The organism is Bartonella queenslandensis (assembly GCF_018155095.1).
Lineage (GTDB): Bacteria > Pseudomonadota > Alphaproteobacteria > Rhizobiales > Rhizobiaceae > Bartonella > Bartonella queenslandensis_B.
Window position 1 is genome coordinate 112196 of the sequence record NZ_NAAI01000001.1, and the last position, 22964, is coordinate 135159.

18 protein-coding genes are annotated in these 22964 nt (G+C 38.7%); 1 reads left to right on the forward strand and 17 read right to left on the reverse strand.

The genetic code is table 11. From position 1 onward, the window contains the following. Nucleotides 1-13 precede the first annotated feature (13 nt). The 3 genes from B5V81_RS00405 to rpsO form a co-directional block, all read right to left on the reverse strand. Nucleotides 14-1009 (reverse strand): class I SAM-dependent methyltransferase, encoded by a 996-nt coding sequence (locus B5V81_RS00405; RefSeq protein ID WP_212111414.1) that lies wholly within the window; start codon nucleotides 1007-1009, stop codon nucleotides 14-16. Between the two features lie 73 nt (nucleotides 1010-1082). Further along, nucleotides 1083-3278 carry a polyribonucleotide nucleotidyltransferase gene (gene pnp, locus B5V81_RS00410; protein ID WP_212111133.1) on the reverse strand — a complete coding sequence of 732 codons (2196 nt, stop codon included), beginning with the start codon at nucleotides 3276-3278 and terminating at the stop codon, nucleotides 1083-1085. Between the two features lie 249 nt (nucleotides 3279-3527). Continuing rightward, entirely contained in the window at nucleotides 3528-3797 is a 270-nt protein-coding gene (gene rpsO, locus B5V81_RS00415) for a 30S ribosomal protein S15 (protein ID WP_005774142.1), read from the reverse strand. A gap of 316 nt (nucleotides 3798-4113) precedes the next feature. Here rpsO and B5V81_RS00420 point away from each other — a divergent pair, with 316 nt between their 5' ends. Then, entirely contained in the window at nucleotides 4114-5742 is a 1629-nt protein-coding gene (locus B5V81_RS00420; RefSeq protein WP_212111135.1) for an MFS transporter, read from the forward strand. Nucleotides 5743-7326: 1584 nt separating this feature from the next. Here B5V81_RS00420 and truB read toward each other — a convergent pair. The 14 genes from truB to miaB form a co-directional block, all read right to left on the reverse strand. Continuing rightward, nucleotides 7327-8289, reverse strand: coding sequence for a tRNA pseudouridine(55) synthase TruB (gene truB / locus B5V81_RS00425; protein ID WP_212111137.1), 963 nt, complete (start codon nucleotides 8287-8289; stop codon nucleotides 7327-7329). Between the two features lie 4 nt (nucleotides 8290-8293). Further along, nucleotides 8294-8701: a 30S ribosome-binding factor RbfA gene (gene rbfA / locus B5V81_RS00430; protein ID WP_212111416.1), complete on the reverse strand. Its 408-nt coding sequence runs from the start codon at nucleotides 8699-8701 to the stop codon at nucleotides 8294-8296. A gap of 126 nt (nucleotides 8702-8827) precedes the next feature. Next, on the reverse strand, nucleotides 8828-11356 hold the full coding sequence (gene infB / locus B5V81_RS00435) for a translation initiation factor IF-2 (RefSeq protein WP_212111139.1): 2529 nt from the start codon (nucleotides 11354-11356) through the stop codon (nucleotides 8828-8830). After that, nucleotides 11353-11988 carry an RNA-binding protein gene (locus B5V81_RS00440; RefSeq protein WP_212111141.1) on the reverse strand — a complete coding sequence of 212 codons (636 nt, stop codon included), beginning with the start codon at nucleotides 11986-11988 and terminating at the stop codon, nucleotides 11353-11355. The genes infB and B5V81_RS00440 overlap by 4 nt, the downstream gene beginning before the upstream one ends. Beyond that, a complete protein-coding gene (nusA, locus tag B5V81_RS00445) occupies nucleotides 11989-13620 on the reverse strand; it encodes a transcription termination factor NusA (protein WP_039760948.1) in 1632 nt (543 codons plus the stop codon). A 47-nt stretch (nucleotides 13621-13667) separates the two neighbouring features. Beyond that, entirely contained in the window at nucleotides 13668-14294 is a 627-nt protein-coding gene (gene rimP / locus B5V81_RS00450; RefSeq protein ID WP_212111142.1) for a ribosome maturation factor RimP, read from the reverse strand. Between the two features lie 150 nt (nucleotides 14295-14444). Beyond that, entirely contained in the window at nucleotides 14445-15146 is a 702-nt protein-coding gene (locus tag B5V81_RS00455) for a tRNA (guanine(46)-N(7))-methyltransferase TrmB (protein ID WP_212111143.1), read from the reverse strand. After that, on the reverse strand, nucleotides 15143-16411 hold the full coding sequence (gene metK / locus B5V81_RS00460) for a methionine adenosyltransferase (RefSeq protein ID WP_212111144.1): 1269 nt from the start codon (nucleotides 16409-16411) through the stop codon (nucleotides 15143-15145). The genes B5V81_RS00455 and metK overlap by 4 nt, the downstream gene beginning before the upstream one ends. A 131-nt stretch (nucleotides 16412-16542) precedes the next feature. Beyond that, a complete protein-coding gene (locus B5V81_RS00465) occupies nucleotides 16543-16956 on the reverse strand; it encodes a helix-turn-helix domain-containing protein (RefSeq protein ID WP_212111145.1) in 414 nt (137 codons plus the stop codon). 149 nt (nucleotides 16957-17105) lie between these two features. Further along, nucleotides 17106-18740: an apolipoprotein N-acyltransferase gene (gene lnt / locus B5V81_RS00470; RefSeq protein WP_212111146.1), complete on the reverse strand. Its 1635-nt coding sequence runs from the start codon at nucleotides 18738-18740 to the stop codon at nucleotides 17106-17108. After that, complete coding sequence (locus tag B5V81_RS00475; protein WP_212111147.1) at nucleotides 18703-19728, reverse strand: hemolysin family protein; 1026 nt, start codon at nucleotides 19726-19728, stop codon at nucleotides 18703-18705. The genes lnt and B5V81_RS00475 overlap by 38 nt, the downstream gene beginning before the upstream one ends. 84 nt (nucleotides 19729-19812) lie before the next feature. Next, on the reverse strand, nucleotides 19813-20304 hold the full coding sequence (ybeY, locus tag B5V81_RS00480) for an rRNA maturation RNase YbeY (protein WP_212111422.1): 492 nt from the start codon (nucleotides 20302-20304) through the stop codon (nucleotides 19813-19815). Further along, entirely contained in the window at nucleotides 20304-21434 is a 1131-nt protein-coding gene (locus B5V81_RS00485; protein WP_212111149.1) for a PhoH family protein, read from the reverse strand. Before B5V81_RS00485 ends, ybeY begins: the two co-directional genes overlap by 1 nt. A gap of 128 nt (nucleotides 21435-21562) precedes the next feature. Beyond that, a complete protein-coding gene (gene miaB, locus B5V81_RS00490) occupies nucleotides 21563-22939 on the reverse strand; it encodes a tRNA (N6-isopentenyl adenosine(37)-C2)-methylthiotransferase MiaB (RefSeq protein WP_212111151.1) in 1377 nt (458 codons plus the stop codon). Nucleotides 22940-22964 lie beyond the last annotated feature (25 nt).

A 22964-nucleotide genomic window follows, 5' to 3' on the forward strand; every position in this document is an offset into this window, starting at 1 on the left:
TTGCCTGTTTTGTTTATTTTCGTGCTTCGATAATTTTGAAGCCATGATCTTGGGTATGTATCAACACTGTGCGGAAAATATCTTTTAACAATGTTTCATAAGGTAGATGGCGGTTGGCAACAAGAAGCAGACTGCCACTGGGCTTTAGGCATTTTGCAGCATTTATAATAAAATGTTTTCCTAAGGAGATATCTGTCGTTTGTTGTGTGTGAAATGGTGGATTAGAAATGATTGTGTCATACAGATTTGTGATAGGCTCATGCACAAGGTCATGCCAATAAAAATGAATTGGAAAAGGAGCTGTTATGGGGTTAAGGTGCTGTTTTGCTGCTTTCAAAGCGTTGTAGTCTGCTTCATAAAGATCAAGAGTTGTAAGTTTTACATTGCTTTCAAGGGCAACGTGAGAAAGATAGCCCCAGCCAGCTCCAAAATCAGCCGTTTTTCCAGAAATAATTTTGAGCATATAAGAAGCAAGAACTGAGGATCCTGGATCAATACGACCGTGTGAGAACATACCGGAAGTGGTTTGAAATTTATCAAAAGAAAGCGGTTGTGAGCGCAAGTGTGCAATATTTTGTCTCTCTATTTCTTGAGGAACTTGAAGCCAAAATACAAGACCATGATTTTTAGAGAGTTTATTGGTTATGGGAACAATTGTTTTGACCCATTTCATCATTGAAGCAGCACCAGCCGTTTTATTCCCACTGATCACAATCCATCCACTGGGTTTAACGCATTCTAATAAATCAAGAAAACAATTTTGGTTAAAACCACGATATTTGCTTAAACGTAAAAATGCTCCATCATAAATGAAAGTTTTATCTATTTGAGGAGAGCAGTGAAATTGAGTATCGACAAATTTTAAAAAATCTGGTCGCCAAGGCGTGACAACTTTTAAATTTTGTGCCCATTCTGGAGCAGGGACTTCCGTCAAACCAAAACTTAGCCAGCATTGGTTTGGATCTGGATAAGGAAGTGCATGATTTTCAAAAGGTAAAAATGATAACACATGTGGTTCTTTCAAAGAAAAATGCCACTCCAATATTGGGATGGCATTTCATGATTACGATAAGAAGAAAAGATTACTCTTCTTTTTTCTTCCGGCGGCGCTTATTTTCAGGTTGCTTTTTTTCATCCATACACTTTTCTTCTTTCACCGATTTATCATCGGTAACTTCCTTTCCGGTTTCTTGATCAACAACCTTCATTGATAACCGAACTTTTCCGCGCTCATCAAAGCCCATGAGTTTAACCCAAACTTTATCACCTTCTTTAACAATATCAGTTGTTTTGGTGACGCGTTCTGATGCCAGTTGAGAGATATGCACGAGCCCATCACGAGAACCAAAGAAGTTTATAAATGCACCAAAGTCTGCAGTTTTTACAACCGTTCCTTGATAGATAGCACCAACTTCAGGTTCATCGACGATAGAATGGATCCAGCGTTTTGCTGCTTCAATGGTTTTAGCATCAGAAGAAGCAATTTTAATGGTACCATCATCTTCAATATTAATTTTTGCTCCGGTTTGTTCCACAATTTCTCGAATAACTTTACCACCAGAGCCGATAACATCACGGATTTTATCAACAGCAATATTCATCACTTCGATTCGTGGAGAAAATTCACTCAATTCAGCTCGTGCACTGGTTAAAGCTTTTGCCATTTCGTTAAGGATATGGATTCGGCCACCTTTGGCTTGTTCAAGTGCGATTTTCATAATTTCTTCGGTAATACCGTCAATTTTAATATCCATTTGCAAAGCAGTAATACCATTTTCTGTTCCAGCAACTTTAAAATCCATATCGCCAAGATGATCTTCATCTCCTAAGATATCAGACAAAACAGCAAAGCGCTCTCCTTCTTTAATCAAGCCCATGGCAATACCCGCAACAGGGCGTGCCAAAGGAACACCAGCATCCATGAGAGCAAGCGAAGTTCCACAAACGGTTGCCATAGAAGAAGATCCATTGGATTCAGTAATTTCTGAGACAGCGCGAATGGTATAAGGAAAAGATTCTTTCGTTGGCAACATGGGGTGAATTGCTCGCCATGCTAATTTTCCATGTCCAATTTCACGACGACCAGGAGAACCAAGACGTCCTGTTTCACCTACTGAAAACGGTGGAAAATTGTAATGAAGGAGGAATGTTTCCTTATACATTCCCGTTAAAGCATCAATATATTGTTCATCTTCACCAGTTCCCAATGTTGCAACGACAATCGCTTGTGTTTCTCCGCGGGTAAAGAGTGCTGATCCATGTGTGCGGGGTAAAATACTTACTTCTGATTGGATAGGGCGTACAGTAGAAAGATTGCGCCCATCAATACGCTTGTGGGTATCAAGAATGTTTCCACGAACAATTTTTGCTTGCAATTGTTTAAATACAGTTGCAATTTGGTCTGTACTGAATTTACAGTCTTCTTCTATTTCTGGTGTAAATTTACTGATAATCTCTGTTTTGAGTGCATCAAGTGCGGCATAACGTTCTTGCTTATCGGTAATTGTGTAAGCCTTTCTTATATCCTGTTCTGCCATTTCCTGCATTGCTTTTTCAAGGTCAGAAAGATCTTCAGGAACAAAATCACGAGGATCTTTTGCAGCAACCTCAGCCAGTTTGATGATAGCTTCAAGAACAGGTTGAAGACCTTTATGACCAAACATCACGGCACCCAACATGATATCTTCCGGCAATTCTTGTGCTTCTGATTCAACCATCAATACAGCACTTTCTGTTCCAGCAACCACAAGATCAAGTTTTGATTCAGGCATTTCATCAATATGAGGATTGAGAACGTATTGTCCATTACAATAGCCAACGCGGGCACCCGCTATAGGCCCCATGAAAGGAACACCTGATAGGGTCAATGCGGCAGAGGCAGCAATCATCGCAAGAATATCGGGATTATTTTCGAGATCATGCTGTATAACGGAAACAATGACTTGTGTATCATTTTTATACCCCTCAACGAAGAGAGGACGAATTGGACGATCAATCAAACGTGAAACCAAAGTTTCATGTTCGCTTGGCCGACTTTCACGTTTTAAATAGCCCCCAGGTATTCGACCAACGGCATAGGATTTTTCTTGATAATTAACGGTGAGTGGAAAAAAGTCCTGGTCTGGTTTTGGGCTTTTGGCCGATACAACGGTTGCTAAGACAATCGTTTCTCCATAGGTAGCAATCACTGCACCATCAGCTTGACGCGCTATTTTCCCTGTTTCAAGGGTGAGCGGACGCCCGGCCCATTCAATTTCTATCTTGTGCGTTTTGAACATTTTTTATCCTTAATGACCAGTGTTTTTAAACATTTGATTGCTCACATTCTGGCTTTGCGTAGCATATTTTCAAGCTCTGGGGTAGACAACAAGTTACTTCCATCTTTGCTAAGAGAAGAGAGAGATAAACACCTTAAATGCGAAATGATGAGCAGTCCTATCCCATAAAATAACTTGTCAGTTTTTAAAATTTAACTAAAAGCAACATGTTGAAAGAATGGGTGGTTTTTTTACACCACCCCATTTTTTTTAGCGACGCAAACCTAACTTCTTGATAAGTGTTTGATAACGGTTTTGGTCAACTCCTTTAAGATAATCAAGAAGGCGCCGGCGTTGAGACACCATCTTTAAAAGACCACGACGAGAATGATTATCCTTTTTGTGAGATTTAAAATGGTTTGTTAAATTAGAAATACGTTCAGAAAGTACAGCAATTTGTACTTCTGGTGATCCTGTATCACCAACTTTATTTGCATATTCTGCGACAAGAGCTTGTTTACGTTCAGCTGTAATCGACATCGTATTATCCTTTCAAAAAACGAAGAAACCAAAAGTCACCCATAGCCGAGATGTCGTTCAGCTAGGGTCAGCGAGGAAATAAGAAGGGCCAAAGACTCTTACTTATTTCTGCTCTTATATAGGAAAGAAGGTTAAAATACTAGTCCTGATAAATATTTTGAAGTCTTTCTTTCAATAAAGGCTTTTGTTTTGAAACATTGATTTAAATAGGGTTTTATGAGAATTTTCTTAAAGGTTTATGCATCCTTTTGAGACAAAGATTATGAGAAAGTGTATGTGGTAACAAAAGTGATAAATACCGATTTGGAGGGAAAAGATGCAAAGCATTTCAACATTAAAACTTTTTCGTAATTCGGTATTTCGAAATTTGTGGTCATCTACTCTTATTTCTAATTTAGGGGGGCTGATACAGGCTGTTGGAGCAGGGTGGTTAATGGCGTTGATTAGTTCTTCGCATTCCATGGTTGGGCTTGTTCAAAGTGCGACAACATTACCACTTGTTATGTTTTCTTTGATGGCAGGGGCATTAGCGGATAATTTTAATCGGCGTCAAATTATGTTGTGTGCACAGATTATGATGATGGTCATATCCATGATTTTATCTATTTTAGCCTATATGGGATTTTTAACACCTTGGCTTTTGTTATGTTTTACGTTTTTGATTGGATGTGGCACAGCCTTTTATAATCCTTCTTGGCAAGCAACGATAGGAGATATTGTGAGCAGGGAAGATATTCCTGCTGCTGTTAGTTTGAATAGTGTTGGCTTTAATTTGATGCGAAGTGTTGGTCCTGCTATTGGAGGGGGAGTCATTGCAACTTTGGGGGCATCTGCTGCTTTTTTGTTTAATGCTATCAGTTATATCCCTCTTATTGGTGCATTATTTTTATGGAAATCGAATTATAAAAAAAACCCATTGCCAAGAGAAAGACTGTTAGGGGCTGTCTCAGATGGTCTGCGTTATGTTGCGATGTCTCCTAATCTCTTGAACATTATGGTTCGAGCGTTCCTTTTTGGTATAGGAGCAATTTCGATTTTAGCCCTTTTGCCAATTGTTGCGCATAAAGTTCTTGGAGGAAATGCCCTGCTTTATGGGACGTTGCTGGGTTGTTTTGGGTTAGGAGCCATGACAGCAGGGATTATTAATGCATTTATACGGCATCATTTTCGTTCAGAAACAATTATTGCAAGTGCATTTATTGGTTTCGCCTTTTCTTGCTTTTTATTGGGAATAAGCCGTTCATTGATTATAAGCCATATTGCTTTATTTCCTGCAGGTTTATGTTGGGTTTTGGCATTATCATTGTTTAATACATCTGTACAACTCTCGACACCACGCTGGGTTGTTGCACGTTCTTTAGCTCTTTATCAAACGGCATCTTATGGAGGGATGGCTATTGGGAGTGCGATCTGGGGAATTTTAGCTGATGGTTATTCTCCAACAATTGCTTTAAGTATTTGTTCTCTATTCTTGATCGTTGGGGCTCTTGCTGGGGTAAAGGTTAGAATTCAAGAGATTCCTCAAATAGATTTAAATCCTCTTGATCATTTTAGAGAGCCAGAACTCTTACTCGACTTAAAAGCAAGAAGTGGCCCGATCATGATAATGATCGATTATCAAATTCATGAAAATGATCTGGAAGAGTTTCTCAAAGTGATGACGCGTCGACGCCATATTCGTTTACGTGATGGAGCGCGTCAATGGGTCCTTTTACGAGATCTTGAAAAACCTGAATATTGGACAGAGGCTTATCATATGCCAACATGGGTCGATTATTTACGCCATAATCATCGTCGTATAAAAGCGGATGCTGAAGTGAATAAGTGTTTACGTCATTTAAATTGTTCTCCTAACGGTATAAGGGTGCACCGCATGATTGAACGACAGACAATTCCTCAAGCTAATGAGATGCTTTTAAAAGTCCCTTCTGATCATCTTCCTTAAGGTTAGAACAGTTTTTTGTAAGATATTAAATATAGTCTATTCTTTTGATCAATTGATTAGTGTAAGTAAAAAAATAAATGATTTAATTTATTGATTTATAATATTATTTTTGTCATTTTCATATTGAGCGATAGCCTTAAAAATCCTTAAGATTCTCTCATTTTAAATCGATTGATCTTATTTATATTGAATCAATCTAAATTATTTTTTGTACGTTGCAAGTAAAGTAAGTATGAGAAAGACGATAGAAAAAAAGGATTTTTGATGAACGATGTTCGTTGCCAAGGTTTATTGCGACATTTTAAATTGAAAAATAGGATTATGATACCAGCTTGTACTTTTATTGTGCATAAAAGATGGGGTGATGTGCAATGGATTTTATGCACTTTACAAACGCTGTCGTGAAATAGGCTCGAGTGTATTGAGAAATGTTTCTTAAAAAAGCATGTGAATAAGTCGTACAACAATTTTCTGTTTTGGGCGTTCTACTTTGAGTGAAAGATAACTATATTTACAGACAAAGAGAAATAAAGGAATGATATAGATAATGCATAATATCCATTATTTAAAAGGTAAAGCCAAATTAAAGGGATAAAAATAGTTTTCTTTCTTTATGGTTTCATATTTTTCTCAAATGAAACTGTTTTACCTTTTTAAATATTACTCAAATAGATATATGCCTAATCATATCCGACATAGAAAGTTGGAACTGTTTACAAAATACTAAAATCTTTTAATCTTTGTTTCGAATATATAGCAGTATCAGGATTGCATATTGATTTAAAAGAAAGAGCAGAAGTACAATTTTATCAGGTAAAAAAAGTCATGAAACAAAAAATATACCAACAATAGATTGAAGAGATGTATCGGTTTTTCATTTGATACAAAAAACAACAATAAGATATCGAGCTTTGAAATTTTTTATTCTTTACAGATGTGTTTACGAGTTCTTTGCATAATATTTATGACAATTAGAATAATGGTCGATTGTAAGCATAATTATACCATTTGTAGGGGGAAACGATCGATTTTTATGAGACAGATAGTTGGAGAATATCATCTTTATGTTTAAACTCTAAGATTTGAGTTGTTCTATTCTAAATCATTCTCTTAGCAAAAATAGATTGTATATATGTATTTTGTAATGACTAAAATAGTGGCTTAGAAGGATATCAATTTCTGAGCTTTTAAGATTGGATTTAATAAATGTGATTGCAAAACAATTAATTATAAGAATAAATTTTTGTTTTTCATGTTGAATGTAAGATTCCCCAATAATCATAGGATTATCTCATTTCAAATCTGTTTAGGTTAAATCAATCCAATTTATTTTCTTGCACATTACCAACGGGCTAGCGTGTGGGTAAAAACGATTGAGGAATAAAGAGCCTCTTATGAAGCTTTTCAAGTACGAGGGTTTTAATATTAGGGGATGGCAAAGTGTATGATGATGTTGGCTTGTAGCACTATCTTTAAGTTTTGGTCTAAATAGAGTGAGTGTAGAGGAATGCAAAGCAGCATATTTCTCTTAATTTGATAGAGAACAATAGCTTTTAATAAGAGATGATTATAAGAAAGAAATACTTAAATTGTGAAAATCCGCTTTGGCTTAAATAGACCTTTGTCGAGAGCGCCAATAGCAAGAAGTTGTTCCTTATAGAAGACACAAACCTCCTCTTCATCAAGAAGTGTTTTTTGAGCATACAAAGGAATAGAATGCCCCCTCATAATTCTCTGCGCTTGGGGTTCAGTAAGCCGATAATGAGAGAGACAATCTAGTGCTGCTCCCGTTTCAATTAACAGTTCATCGAGTGTTGAGAAGTCTTTTTCAAAAGAACTCTTATTTTCATCTGTTGTGTTTTTATTGGGCAATATTGCTGCTTTTAGTTCATCCCATGTAACGAGATCCTCTTCATCAAAAGGTGCGACGGCAATACGTCTTAAGTCAGCAATATGCCCATAGCACCCCAAATCACGTCCCATATCGCGTGCTAAAGAGCGCACATAAGTTCCTTTTCCACAGGTTATTTCGAAGGCTGAGTGCTCTTTAGTAGGAGTTTCTATTAGCTTGAAAGTTTCTATTTCCACTTCACGGGGCGGAATTTCAATGATTTCCCCTTCACGCGCTAGATCATAGGCGCGATTTCCAGCAATTTTAATTGCTGAAAATTGTGGAGGTGTTTGCAAAATAATACCTGTATATTGAGGAAGAAGAGCAAGTATTTCTTCTTGTGTTGGACGTTTGAGAGATGTTTTTGTTATTTCTCCCTCTAGATCATCTGTTGAGCGCTCTTGCCCCCAAGCGATATGAAAACGATAAGTTTTTTTGCCTTGCATTACATAAGGAACAGTTTTGGTTGCTTCACCCAATGCAATGGGGAGGAGACCAGAAGCAAGAGGGTCAAGCGTACCCGCATGCCCTGCTTTTTGTGCATGAAAGAGCCATTTGATTTTTGAGACAGCTTCTGTTGATTTCATGCCTTTTGGTTTATCAAATATGACCCAGCCAGAAACAGGACGTCCCTTTTTTTTTCGTTGCCGTGCCATATCTTTAATCCTCATCTTGATCACTATGGTGAAGATCGCGTGCAACCTCAGGGGAACGAAGGAGAGCATCAATTTTTGAAAAATTATCAAAACTATTATCAAGTCGGAAACGTAATTCGGGCATATATTTCATTTGTCGCAACGCATGACTGATTTCTCCACGGAGAAAACGACTATGTTTATTGAGAGTATGAATGACATCGGTATGGGAAGTATTTTTAAGAGTACTGAGAGGTGATACAAAGCAAGTAGCAATTTTTAAATCTGCTGACATGCGTACTTCAGAGACAGAAATGACAATATCTTTCAAGACATCATCAAGCAAAATACCACGTTGCAGTATATGCGCGACTGCGTGACGGACTTGCTCTGCTACTCTAAGTTGTCGCTGTGATGGCCCTGCATTTTTCATCAAAATTTTATCCTTGCTCCAAGACCTCTTTTTTTTTTGACCATCCGGATAAGGAAAAAAGAGATATTGCGTATAGAATTCCAATAACTTTCCTCATTTCAAAAAAGAGTAAGTTATGGGATTATTTTATAATGTGCGATTAATATGTTCGATACGGAAGGTCTCAATAATGTCTCCTGCACGCATATCTTCATAGTTTTCAAAGGCTATTCCACATTCTTGACCACTTTGCACTTCATTAACTTCATCCTTAAAGCGTTTGAGCGTTTTCAGTTTTCCTTCGTGGATAACGATATTGTCGCGGATAAGGCGAACACCAGCTCCTCGTTCTATTTTACCTTCTGTAACACGACACCCAGCAACTTTTCCGATTTTTGTAATATTAAAGACTTCTAGAATTTCAGCATTGCCAAGGAAAGTTTCACGCTGTTCTGGTGAGAGTAATCCAGACATGGCCGCTTTTATGTCATCAACAAGATCATAAATGATGTTGTAATAACGAATTTCAATTCCTTGTGTTTTAGCAAAATCACGCGCCTGTTTATTGGCTCGAACATTAAAACCAATGACAGCTGAGTTAGAAGCTTCGGCAAGAGAAATATCACTTTCGGTAATTCCTCCAGCACCAGAATGTACAACACGTGCACGAACTTCATCATTTCCTAGTTTTTCCAATGCCGAAGCGATTGCTTCAATTGATCCTTGCACATCCCCTTTGATAATAAGAGAAAACTCTTTAATACCTGTTGTTTGCAACTTTGTCATCATCTGTTCAAGAGAACCGCGTGATCCCGTTTGTCGAGCAACAGCTTTATCACGTGCTAATCGTTGACGATATTCAGAAATTTCACGCGCTTTTGCTTCATGGGTGACAACCGCAAAACGGTCTCCAGCTTGTGGTGTTCCTTGCATGCCCAAAATTTCAATCGGTGTAGAGGGAACGGCTTCTTTGACATGGCGACCATGGTCGTCAATTAAAGCACGCACACGACCCCACTCATTTCCTGCAACAATAATATCAGAAGGATGTAATGTACCTTTTTGAACAAGAACGGTTGCAACAGATCCACGTCCGCGATCCAATTTGGCTTCAATGACAACGCCCTCTGCAGTTCGCTGGGGATCTGCTTTCAGATCAAGCATTTCAGCTTGAAGAAGGATAGCTTCGAGAAGTTTATCAAGGTTTTGACCGGTTTTAGCAGAAACTTCAACATCCAAAGTTTCACCGCCCATCGTTTCAACAAACACTTCATGTTGTAAAAGTTCTGTACGTACTTTTTGTGCATTCGCAGCGGGTTTATCAATTTTGTTAATAGCCACAATGATAGGGACACCAGCAGCTTTGGCATGATTGATTGACTCAATCGTCTGCGGCATGACGCTATCATCAGCAGCGACAACAAGAACGGCAATATCGGTAACACGAGCTCCACGAGCACGCATAGCGGTAAATGCAGCATGACCTGGTGTATCAATAAAGGTAATTTTTTGTCCGTTTTGTTCTACTTGATAGGCTCCAATATGCTGCGTAATACCACCTGCTTCACCAGAAACAACATTTGCTTTGCGAATAGCATCAAGAAGAGAAGTTTTTCCGTGGTCAACATGCCCCATAATGGTCACAACAGGGGGGCGCGGCTGCATATTTTGAGGATTATCTGTTATATTAAAGATACCTTCCTCTACATCAGATTCTAAAACCCGTTTAACAGTATGACCAAATTCAACAGCGATGAGTTCAGCAACGTCTGCATCAATAACATCGCCAGGTTTCATCATTTGTCCTTGTTTCATCAAAAATTTAATGACATCAACAGAACGCTCAGTCATACGTTGTGCGAGCTCTTGAATGGTAATCGTTTCAGGAAGAACAACTTCGCGAGAAATTTTTTCTCTTGGTTCTTGATTTTGTGCACGCTTAAACTTTTCCTGTCTGCGCCGCATTGCAGCCATTGATCGTCCGCGTGCACTCCCTTCTTCGTCCAGTGCGCTGTTAAGAGTCAGTTTTCCACGGCGTCGCTCATCAGCTCCTTTGACAATTTTGGGTGCACGTATTTCTGATTTAGCAGGATTAGCACGTCTGCTATGCCGTTCTTCCTCTTGATTTTCATCTATTTTGCGTTTTTCAATCACGGTTGTGTTTTTAGGCACAATAGGAATATCTGTCTTTTCGATGAGGGGAGGCTCAGAGAGAACAGGTGAAATCTGTATTGGTGATTTTTCTTCTTCTTGTTTTTGAAGTATTTCTTTTTCTTTAATTTCTTGCTTTAAAATTTCTTCACGCTCTTTAGCGCGCTTTGCTTCTTTTTCAGCTTGTTCTCGCATTATTTTTTCTTGGATATGTGCTTCTTCTAACGCACGAAGTCTTGCTTCCATTTCAGCCGATGAAAGATTACTTTTGGCCACAGATTCTTGAGGTTTTTTTTCTTCAAAACGCGGTTTAGAGCGCTGGGGTGCCACATGCGGCTTTGTAATAGGCTGCAGGGTTTCAGTTTTTTCATCAGGACGCGTAATTTTACGTCGTTTAGTTTCGACAACGACAGCTTTTGTGCGACCATGGCTAAAATTTTGCTTGACCGTACTCGTTTCCAAGACAGACCGCTTGAGAGTTAGTGTCTTCTTGCCTGTTGTTTTGTCGTTGTTATTTTCACTCATTGTACTTCCTTCACGGCTTGTGCCGTCATCTCACCGTGCTTACTATGCTTGTCATCACGATAGCTGATCAATTTATATGTTGTTTTGAGAAATACTTCAGCAGCCTTTGTGTCCAATAAGGCTGCGTGCATGACAGGATTAGAACCAAAAGCCACGCGCATTTCATCACTTGTAAATAAAGATATGGTTTTTATCGTCCGATTTGTTTGTTGTTGTATTGTATGGATGGCCTGTGCAATTTTTCGTTTTCCATCTTCTGTTGTTTCTTTAGCATGAAGTACAAGAATAACTTGACCAGAGCGGATAGCAGCATCAACTTTTGTTGCTCCCATGACAACAGCTCCCGCTTTTCTTGCCATGGAAAGGCTTGAAAGAGCAGCTTTGAGTAAAAGTGTATCAACAATATGCACAAGATTTGGTGCAACCTCAACATCTGTTTTAAAATTTTTATGAAAAGCTTTCTGTTTGATCGCTTTCTCAATAACAGTGTGATGGGCAGAAATCCAAACGCCACGCCCTGGTAAATTCGCTTTAAGATCAGGAACAATTTGGTTATTGGGACCAATAACAAAACGGATCAGCGTTTGTGCTGAAGCATTTTGTCGAGTCACAATGCAAGTCCGTTCGTTCATTTAAAGTGTATCCACATCCAAATCATCTGTTTTTTCATTTTCTGCAGAATTTTCATCTTCTACAGGATTTTCTGTAACAAGATCAGCTTGGTCTATCCAACCTGCTTGTACACGTGCGGCTAAAATCATAGCTTCTGCATCCGCGCGTGTAATGTCAAAAGGGGTTAAAATACCAGAAAAACTTTTTGTTTGACCTTCTTTACGTTCTCTCCAACCAGCTAAATCATCAACGGCATAGCCAGCAAAGTCTTCTATTGTTTTTACACCATCCTCACCCACAGCAACCAGCATAGCACTTGTCATTCCAGGAAGTGTTCGCAATTCGTCAGAAACTCCAAGCTTTTTGCGTTTTTCATCAAGTTCTTTTTCTTGATGATCGAGATATTCGCGGGCCCGACTTTGGATTTCAGAAGCGGTATCATGGTCAAAACCATCAATAGAAGCGATTTCTTCAAGATCAATATAGGCGATTTCTTCAATAGAAGAAAAACCCTCTGATGCCATAACCTGTCCGATCATTTCGTCAACCTCTAAGGCTTCCATAAACAATTTACTGCGTTCAGTAAATTCTTTTTGACGATTTTCAGATTCTTCCTTTTCCGTTAAAATATCAATATTCCATCCTGTTAGCTGCGAAGCTAAGCGAACATTTTGTCCACGTCGTCCAATAGCAAGGCTGAGTTGGTCATCGGGCACAATAACTTCAATGCGTTCAGCATCTTCATCAAGGATGATTTTAGAAACTTCAGCAGGTTGCAGTGCATTAACGACAAATGTTGCTGCATCAGGTGACCAAGGAATAATATCAATTTTTTCGCCTTGTAACTCTGCAACAACAGCTTGTACACGGCTTCCTCGCATTCCAACACATGCTCCAACCGGATCAATAGAACCATCACGTGAAACAACGGCGATTTTGGCTCGTGAACCAGGATCACGGGCAACCGATTTGATTTCTATAATACCATCATAAATTTCTGGAACTTCCATAGTAAAAAGTTTTACCATAAATTGAGGATGTGTGCGTGAAAGGAAAATTTGTGGTCCACGTGTTTCACGGTGTACATCATTGACAAAAGCACGAATACGGTCTCCATAGCGGAAGGATTCACGGGGAATTAACTCATCACGGCGCACAATAGCTTCACCGCGTCCTAGATCAACGATAACATTGCCATATTCCACACGCTTAACTGTACCAGAAATAATTTCACCGACTTTATTTTTGAATTCTTCATATTGCTGATCACGCTCTGCGTCGCGTACTTTCTGTACAATAACCTGTTTAGCGGATTGTGCGGCAATACGTCCAAAATCCATAGGAGGTAAAAGATCTGCAAAAAAATCACCAATTTTTGCTTCTTCTTGACGTTTGAGTGCATCGGACAAAGCAATTTCCGTTGTATAGTCTTCAACAACATCAACGATTTTAAGCAGGCGTTGTAATTTAATTTCACCTGTTTTGGAATTAATTTCAGCACGGATATTGGTTTCTTGACCATAACGAGAACGTGCTGCTTTCTGAATAGCGTCAGCCATCGCAGAAATGACAATTTCACGATCGATTGACTTTTCACGTGCAACAGCATCTGCAATTTGCAGAATCTCAAGCCTGTTAGCGCTTGTAGCCATCAATTTTCTCCTTCTTTGTGCCACACGATGGGTATTCCCCAGTGATCTTATTTTTTGAAATTGAGCCTCTGTATTGAGTCGGTAGGATTATCTTCGGGAATGAATTGTTGACTTAAATCTCTATTTTTTTTCAATGCATCGCGAATAAGCTCATCGGTAAGCACTAAATGCGCGCTTATGATATCACAAAAGGAAATAGAGGTATACATGGCTTCTCCGTAAGCAGCTTTATCAGTGTTTAAAATAAATCCATCTTGCGTGATATTGGTAAGTATTCCACGAAATTTTCGGCGCCCATCAATGGTTATTTTGGTTTCAATTTTTGCAAGATGTCCTTGCCAATGAAAAAAATCAGATTTTCTTACCAATGGACGATCAATTCCAGGGGATGAGATTTCTAAATGATATTTGCGTTCAATAACATTTTCCACATCAAGGAGGGGGGAAACAGTTCGACTAACAATTTCACAATCCTCTACGGTCAGAGAACCATCAGCCCGTTCAACCATAATTTGAAGTGTTAAACCATTTTGTCCAAGAAGCTTTACACGAACCAAACGAAAACCTAAAGGTTTAAGCAGCGGTATGACAAGAGCAGCAACCCGTGCCTCGACACCATCTTCTTTAAACAGGCGTGGTTCATCAAGATTACTTATTTTTTCAGCTTCGTTCATACATTTTATCCAAGTTCTTTTCGTCAGTTTTATGATATTAAAAAAGAGCAGGCCCAAGACCCACTCTTCATCATACGACCAAGAATTTAGCTATTGATACTCTTAAATTCAAAATTTTTCAAGATGTTTATAAGAAAAGCACTTGATCATTTATTTCTTTATAAAGGTGAGATAGGCAGGCGTTCGTCCTTCGCGTAATGCTTTTGCTTCATAGCGGGTTCCTTTCCATAGTGGATAAGGGTTTTTCCAATCTTGGGGGCTTTCTGCTTTCCATTCAAAGTGACCATGGTGTGCACAATGATAGAGAGTCCAGTTTATATAACTGTCTATATCGCTAGCAAAGCGAAAAAATTTCCCTGTTTTAAGCACACGAGCAAAACGGGTAAGATTTTTTATATTGATGAAACGTCGTTTCCAGTGTTTCTTTTTTGGCCAAGGATCAGGATAGAAAAGATCTATGCCATCAAGTGAGTTATCAGGGAGCCAATCAAGCAGGCGTGTAGCATCATCATTATAGAGGCGAAGATGATTTTGATGGTGCGTATGTTGTTCAAGGGAAAACAATATTTTTGCCATGCCATTGATAAAGGGCTCGATGCCGATAAAACCGGTTTGTGGAAAATGTTCCATTTCATGGAGTAAATGTTCACCGCTACCAAAGCCGATTTCAAGTCGAATTTCTCTTACTTCGCTTGAAAATAAGGATGTAAGGTCTGAGGGAGGAGGAACATTTAAATCAATATTAAAATTGGGAAGAAGCATTTTTATACGTGCAAGTTGATTGTTTCGCAGCCGCTTTCCTTTTCGGCGTCCAAAAAAGGCTTCACTCTTGCGTGTATTATATTGAATCATGGCGTTTTGATCATTGTTTGAAGCGTTTGCACCAGATCAGTTTTTTCCCACGAAAACGAACCATCATGCTTTGGTTTTCTCCCAAAATGACCGTAAGCAGCTGTTTTTGTGTAGATCGGCTTATTAAGGTCAAGATGTTTGCGAATTCCGGTGGGGGAAAGGTCCATTATTTTGCGAATGGCTGCTTCAATAACGTTTTCATCAACCTTTCCTGTTCCATGAAGATTAAGATAAATCGACAAAGGTTGTGCAATACCAATTGCATAAGAGAGTTGAATTGTGCATCGCTCTGCTAAATGAGCAGCAACAATATTCTTAGCCAGATAGCGCGCCGCATAGGCTGCAGAACGATCAACTTTTGTTGTATCTTTTCCAGAGAAAGCACCGCCTCCATGGGGAGCCGCACCTCCATAAGTGTCTACGATAATTTTGCGTCCTGTTAATCCAGCATCGCTTTGAGGACCACCAATGACAAATTTTCCTGTTGGGTTAATATACCAACTGCATTGAGGTGCAATGGGAATATCATGTAAAGCTTGACGAATATAAGGCTCAACGACTGTACGAACTTTATTGGAATCCCAACTTTCGTCAAGATGCTGCGTTGAAAGAACGATGGATGTGACCTCTATAGGTTTTCCATCTTTATAGCGTATGGTGACTTGGCTTTTAGCATCTGGTCCTAATTTTCCAGTTTCTCCTTCTCCTTTATGACGGGCTGCGGCAAGAAGTTTGAGAATCTTATGCGCATAATAAATTGGTGCAGGCATAAAGTCAGGTGTCTCACGGCAAGCATATCCAAACATGATGCCTTGATCACCTGCTCCTTCTTCACCATGCCGATCCGTCGCATTATCAACGCCTCTGGCAATGTCAGCGGATTGAGGGCGCAAAAGAACATCAATTTTAACAGTTTTCCAATGGAAACCTGCTTGTTCATAGCCAATGGCGCGAATAGCACGGCGCGCTGCTGTACGAAAACGCGTAGGATTAATGAGTGGAAAGCCAGCTTCATCATAGATAAATTCTTTATTTTTATCTTTTTTTAAAAGCGTATCGGGAACACGGACTTCACCAGCGATAACAACACGATTGACACTGACAAGAGTTTCACAAGCAACGCGTACTAACCATGGATCAGTCCCAGTCTTTTGCGCTTCTTTATAGATCATATCAACGATTTCATCAGAAATACGATCACAAATTTTATCAGGATGACCTTCCGATACCGATTCGCTCGTAAAAAGATAATCTTGATGCGGCATAGGAACTCCTTCAAAAAAGAAAACCAACAATTCAATTAATTGCCTACTAAAATTTCTACGGTTTGCCAATTCCACAGCAAATCGTCAATGTGAATTTATATGAATAAGAGAGAAAAAATATAATTTTAATTTTATAGCTTATCTGTCAAATCTTCCTCAGAAAGTGCTTTTGCCAAGTCAATGATTTTTCGACGCACTTTAGCATCAGAGATATTCGTAAAAGCTCGCATGAGTTGGATACCTTCGCTGCTAGAACAAAAGTCCATAAAATTGTGATCATTTTCAGCAAAACCCTCTACTTGTTGAGAGGTAAGTCCTTTATCAAAAAAGTAAGAAACAGGAACATCCATAATTTCTGCTATCGCTTGGAGACGACTGGCACCGATACGGTTTGTTCCTTTTTCATATTTTTGGATTTGCTGAAAAGTGATACCTAATTTTTCACCTAGTTTTTCTTGAGTCAGTCCTAAAATATTACGACGTAAACGAATACGAGTTCCAACATAGATATCTATAGGGTCAGGTTTTTTTCTAGTTTCGGTCATAATGCAACTCTTTAATTTCCAGCACTTTTCTTTTAAACCAACATCAGATTTATGCGAAGCTGATTTATCATATAATTAAAATAATATGTAATATTTTTTCCCAATATTACTGGTATACGCAACATAATACCGCACAAGGAGCACTTGAATCATCTAAGCTGTTTTGTAAAACCAAAACCAATACGACACAATAGCATAAGGATGAATAAGATAAAAGGAGAGAAAGTTCTGTATTCATTGCTTCCTATAGGGGTAATGGATGATGGAATTTTTGAATCAATAATGCCCACAGCATTTTGTTGAAGAGCTACAACGATTCGTCCATAAGAATCAATAACAGCTGATATTCCATTATTGGCTGCTCGTATGAGGGGGATTCCCAGTTCAATGGCACGCAGCTGTGCTTGTTGAAGATGTTGATAGGGGCCTGGTGTTACACCAAACCATGCATCATTTGTAATATTAATGATTGCTTGAGGTGGGGAACCTTTAAAAGTCATTTCATGGGGGAATATTGCCTCATAACAGATCAAGGGCAGATAAGAAAATCCGTTTGGCATTGTGACAGTTTTGCGCACATGTGCAGCACTATATCCACCAATATTATCAGCAAGAATACGCAATCCAATTTTTTTCAATAAATTCTGATAGGGAAGATATTCACCAAAAGGGACCAAATGAAGTTTATCGGAAGTGTGTAAAATATTACCTTGAGCGTTAATGACTGCAATTGTATTAAAATATTGTGTTTGAGAGTGAGAAAGATCATTGCTGGCGCGTATTGCTCCGATAATAGCCCATTGTTTAGGTTTTAAAAGAGAGGCAATGTGCATTGTGACAAATGAGTTATCATAGAGAAGATAAGGAACAGATGCTTCGGGCCATATGATAAAATCAGGTTCTGGATTTTTACCAGTTATTGATGTTGCACTCAGATGCATATGAGCTTCCAACATAGCTTCTCGTGTATTATCGCGCAATTTTACATTTTGTTGGATAGAAGGTTGAACAATGCGCACCCAATAATTTCTTTTTTGATCTTCAGCTGTATTCTCTATCGTATGGAAACGATAAAATCCAAAACCACTGTGAATGAATATAAGTGCTAAGCAAAGAGAAAGAGCTACTTTCTTTTTTTCATCTGTAAATAACACTGTTGGCAAACTGTAGGTTAAGACAGCAAGAATATTCATTCCGTAAAGTCCCACGATGGCATCAGATTGCATGAACATTGGGGTTGGCATAGCTGTATAGCCAAGAGCATTCCATGGAAATCCTGTGAATAAGAACGCACGCAACCACTCGGCCAATCCTAATGCAAAGGCTAAAACAAAAAAGCGTGCTATTCCTTTTGTCCATAATAAACCAACAATGAAACCAGAAAAAAACCAATAAAGAGAAAGGTAGAGAGGGGGGAATAAAATGGCGAGTGGGACTGCCCAACCAAAAGAATCTGGATCTGTCAATAAAGCGTTGCAGAGCCACCAAAGTCCACCAATAAAATAACTAAAACCAAAGGTTCCACAGCTTAAAGCATAGGTAAAAAAATATTTTTTATTGTTTGGGGAGGACCGTATTGAGTCAAGCAAAACAATAAAAATAGGAAAAGTTAGAAAGCAAAGAGGTGTTAAATAAAAGGGTGGAAGTGCAAAGGAAGTAAGAGCGCCACATAGAAATATTCCCGCCTGCCTCTTCCAACCGGTAACAAAGAACAAAAAAACGATAAAATTGTTAAAAAACGCTCGATTATTCTTTAGGGATAGCATTGTTTTCAAGATTCTCATTTTCTGGAATGCGAAAAATACGCAACCGCTTAATTCGGCGTTTATCAGCTTCTAAGATGCGGAATTTATAGCCAGGGACAGCTTCGATAATTTCACCTTTTGCAGGAATACGGTCAAGAATGGAGACAATTAAACCACCAATAGTATCAACCTCATCACCATATTCTCCTACGATAAAATCAGGTCCAAGAGCTTTCTCCACATCTTCTAATTCGGTTCTTGCATCAACAAGCCATTTATTGTTGTGTTCGCGTACGATAGCATTGTCGACATGATCATGTTCATCTTCGATATCACCAACGACTAATTCAACAATATCTTCCATTGAAACGAGACCATCTGTTCCCCCATGTTCATCAATAACTAAAGCCATTTGTGTTCGTGTGGTTTGCATCCGTGTTAATAATTTGCTTGCAAGCATAGAACTGGGAACAAAGAGAACGGTTCGGATCAAATCTAATTCACCGATTGGGGTATGTAAATCTTTATGATTTAATTGAAGTAAATCGGATTTCTGTTCAGTTTGTGTAGGGGTGATAATAAAGCGAGTCATATAATTAAGAATATCGCGAATATGGATCATGCCGCGTGGATCATCTAAAGTTTCAGCATAAACGGGCATGCGAGAATGACCAATTTTTGCAAAACATTTAAGGGCTTCTCCAAGAGAGGTGTTTATTTCTAATGCTTCGATTTCAGAACGCGGTATCATAACATCATCCACGCGTGCTTCACGTAAGCGTAAAATGTTATGCAGCATCGTACGTTCTTCAGGTGAGAAAAGGGCGGTGTCTTTTTCATTGTCAGTTGTGAGGGCAACAGTAAGATCATCGCGCAGTGATGTAGACGCACAATTACGACCACGTAAGAATGAAAACAAATGATTCATCAAGGAATATTTTTCTGTATGATTCGTCTGTTGAGAGGGGTCTTTTTCATTATTAGAAGATGCTTGACTATTATTTTGTGCATTTATTTTGTTTGCCATGATTTTGAAATCTTCTAGACTTTCTTTTTATAAGTGATAAATAAAAGGTTTTAAATGGTATGCTGGTAATATCAATTTTAAAAGTTAAATTTTATTATTGATCAATAACTCGGCGTAAGGGTCCCTTATAGAGAGCTTTTGAAGAATTTCTCTTTCAAGCTTTTCCATTTGATGTGCTTCATCATCGGTTTCATGGTCATAGCCAAGCAGATGCAAGATACCATGAACGATCATATGCGTTAAATGGTCTTGAAATGTTTTTTCTTGTTTTTCAGCTTCAAGCACAACAGTTTCTCGGGCAATAACAATATCACCCAGTATGGGGCCAGGAGGGTTTCCAGCTTTAATGGGGAAAGCAGGAAAGGATAATACATTGGTGGATTTATTTTTACCACGCCATTGTGCATTGATTTGTGCCATATGTTCATCATCCGTAAAAAGCAGGCTAATTTCGCTTACAACATTTCCCAATGAAATATGATTCATTGTTACCGTTAATGCTTTTTCGGTGATATTATAAAGCATTTTCTCATCATTCCACCCTGCGCTTTTAATCATTATATCAATAATAATCATCATGAATCAAATTCATTTTTTAATGCATCGCGCGCGAGTGATTTTTTTTTATTTTGCATGATAGAATCACGATCATAAGCATGGACGATAGCAGCAACAAGCGGATGGCGTACAACATCTTTTTCATCAAAACGCACAATTGCAATATTTTCTACATTTGAAAGAATACGGATTGCTTCAATAAGACCAGATTTTTGTCCTATAGGCAAATCAATTTGGCTTACATCACCAGTAACAATCATACGTGTTCCTTCTCCAAGACGTGTGAGGAACATCTTCATTTGCATGGGCGTCGTATTTTGTGCCTCATCAAGAATAACAGCGGCATGGGCAAGTGTTCGCCCGCGCATAAAGGCGAGAGGAGCAATTTCTATGACACCAGAAGCTAAAATACGTTCTATTTTTGCAGCAGGCATCATATCATAAAGAGCATCATAAAGTGGTCGTAAATAGGGGTCGACTTTTTCTTTGAGATCACCAGGAAGAAACCCCAGATGTTCTCCGGCTTCAACAGCGGGCCGCGAGAGAATAATTCGTTCAACGATACCACGTTCTAGAAGCATCGCAGCATGAGCAACAGCAAGATACGTTTTTCCTGTTCCTGCTGGTCCTATACCAAACACAAGTTCAGTATGCTCCATAGCACGTATGTAAGCATCCTGTGTTGGAGTCCTTGGATGAATTATTTTTTTATGGATACTCAACTGTGCTGGTATACGTTTTACAGATTTTTGTGTTATGGTATCCTCTTTCTGCTTTTGTGGTATAGCTGCCATAGCAATCGCTCCTTTTATATCTGATAAAGTGAGCTCTTGATGTGTTTTTGCGCGTTCATAAAGCTGCTGCAATACATATCGCGCACGCTTTATAACAGAAATATTTCCGTGAATTAAGATCTCATTACCACGTGGATGAATACTAAGTTTGAGTTTTTTTTCGATATAAGCAAGATTTTCATCAAATTTACCAAAAACTGCTTTTGCATATTTATTATTTTCGAAAATCAAAACAACTTGGCTCGTCTCTGAAGCGCTTTCTTGTTCCAAGGAGGCTGTTTTTTCAATGTCAGTATTTATTTTTTCAGTTGAAACTTTCAGTCTATTCTCCATATCGACATAAGTATTAAACATTTTTTTGAGTAAACTTTATAAAAGACAAATTTTCTTTCATAGAAATTCATTCTCTAGATGTAATCATTTTCTTTGAAAATAAAAGAGTTTTCAAAATCTTTATTGTAAACAAGAGGGTAGATACATATTTATCTATTTGTTACTTCACCGACAAAACTATTTGAGCTAGCATTTTTAATATGAATTTCTACTACGCTACCTGTAGAGGATTCTGTATCAACGACAACAGGTAAAAGCCAAGGGGAGCGCCCCACCATTTGCCCTGAATGACGTCCAGGTTTTTCGATAAGAACATCGGTTTTTTGTCCAATTTTAGAACGTAAAAATGTATTTTGTTGTTCAAGGAGAAGAACTTGTAAATGTTGAAGCCGAGCATCTTTTACAGATTCATCAACGTGATTTTTCATGGTGGCCCCCACTGTTCCAGGACGGGGGGAATATTTAAAAGAATAAGCTGAACTGTATTGTACTTGTTGAATAAGCTTAATGGTTTCTTCAAAGTCTTCATCTGTTTCTCCTGGAAACCCTACAATAAAATCACCAGAAAAGGCAATATCTGGTCGTGCAGCTCGAATTTTTTCGATAAGATGAAGATAATAAGAGCTTTTGTGTTGGCGGTTCATCGCTTTTAAGATGCGATCTGAACCTGATTGAACAGGGAGATGAAGATAAGGCATTAACATATCAAGATCTCGATGTGCGGCAATAAGGCTATCATCCATATCACGCGGGTGGCTGGTTGTGTAACGCAAACGCTTTAAACCATCCAGTTTTGCAAGATGATAAAGAAGATCACCAAGACGCCAAGTTTTGCCATCAGCACTTTGCCCATGCCAACCATTGACATTTTGTCCAAGCAGCGTAATTTCTTTAACACCAGCTTCAATGAGTTGACGGGCTTCTTCGGTAATTTGCTCGACGGAGCGCGATATTTCAGCCCCCCGCGTATAGGGAACAACGCAAAAAGTGCAAAATTTATCGCATCCTTCCTGTACTGTTAAAAATGCGCTAACACCCCTTTTTCTGACTGCACGTTTATTATGAGGTGGTAAATGAGCAAATTTATCTTCAACAGCATAATCCGTTTCAATAACTTTTTTGCCTTGTTTGGCTTTTTCTAATAATTCTGGCAAGCGATGATACATTTGCGGACCAATAACGAGGTCCACTGTTGGAGCGCGACGCAAGATTTCACTTCCCTCAGCTTGTGCAACACAACCTGTTACACCAACTGTTAGGGGTTTATCAGGCGTTCGCTCTTGACGCATAATGCGCAAACGACCAAGATCAGAATAAAGTTTTTCTGCTGCTTTTTCACGAATATGACAGGTATTAACAAGAATAAGATCGGCATCATCGGGAGTTTGTGTTGTCACATAGCCTTGTGAACTGAGACTATCAGTCATCCGTTGGCTATCATAAACATTCATTTGACATCCGTAGGTTTTGATAAAAACCTTTTTAGGAGCAACAGGAGGCGTATTTTTAGGATTTACTTTATTCATGGCGCATATCTAAATGTTTTTTACG